General features: G+C 64.6%; 1 protein-coding gene. It reads left to right on the top strand.

Annotation, left to right across the window (positions count from 1 at the left end):
* On the top strand, positions 1–1157 hold a 1157-nt coding region (gene tuf / locus PV781_RS24035), incomplete at its 3' end, for an elongation factor Tu (protein ID WP_274778140.1).

Genomic DNA, 1157 nt, shown 5'->3' with positions numbered 1-1157 from the left:
ATGGCCAAAGAGAAATTCAACCGCTCGAAGCCGCACTGCAACATCGGCACGATCGGTCACGTTGACCACGGCAAGACGTCGCTGACGGCTGCGATCACGAAGATCCTGGCCGAGACGGGCGGTGCGACGTTCACGGCCTATGACCAGATCGACAAGGCGCCGGAAGAGAAGGCGCGTGGCATCACGATCTCGACGGCGCACGTGGAATACGAGACCACGAACCGCCACTATGCGCACGTGGACTGCCCCGGGCACGCCGACTATGTGAAGAACATGATCACCGGCGCGGCGCAGATGGACGGCGCGATCCTGGTGGTGTCGGCGGCCGACGGCCCGATGCCGCAGACCCGCGAGCACATCCTGCTGGCCCGCCAGGTGGGCGTGCCCGCCCTGGTGGTGTTCCTGAACAAGTGCGACATGGTGGATGATCCCGAGCTGCTCGAGCTCGTGGAGATGGAAGTGCGCGAGCTTCTGTCCAAGTACGACTTCCCCGGCGACGACATCCCGATCGTGCGCGGCTCGGCCCTGGTGGCGCTCGAGAACGGCAACCCCGATCTCGGCAAGAACGCCATCCTGAAGCTGATGGAAGAGGTCGACGCCTACATTCCCCAGCCGGAGCGCCCGGTTGACCTGCCCTTCCTGATGCCGATCGAAGACGTGTTCTCGATCTCGGGCCGCGGCACCGTGGTGACCGGTCGCGTGGAGCGCGGCATCATCAAGGTGGGCGAGGAAGTGGAAATCGTCGGCATCCGTCCGACCGTGAAGACCACGGTGACCGGCGTCGAAATGTTCCGCAAGCTGCTGGACCAGGGCCAGGCTGGCGATAACGTCGGCATCCTGCTGCGCGGCACCAAGCGCGAGGACGTGGAGCGTGGCCAGGTCGTGTGCAAGCCCGGCTCGGTGAAGCCCCACACCAAGTTCAAGGCCGAAGCCTACATCCTGACGAAGGAAGAAGGCGGCCGCCACACCCCGTTCTTCACCAACTACCGCCCGCAGTTCTACTTCCGCACCACGGACGTGACCGGCGTGTGCACCCTGCCGGAAGGCACGGAAATGGTGATGCCGGGCGACAATGTCTCCATGGACGTGGCGCTGATCGTGCCGATCGCCATGGAAGAGAAGCTGCGCTTCGCGATCCGCGAAGGTGGCCGCACGGT

Origin of the sequence: Aquabacter sediminis (assembly GCF_028863665.1) — a bacterium.
Classification (GTDB): Bacteria; Pseudomonadota; Alphaproteobacteria; order Rhizobiales; family Xanthobacteraceae; genus L1I39.
Note: the sequence above shows the minus strand (reverse complement) of the source record. Positions and strands in the feature narration are given on the sequence as shown.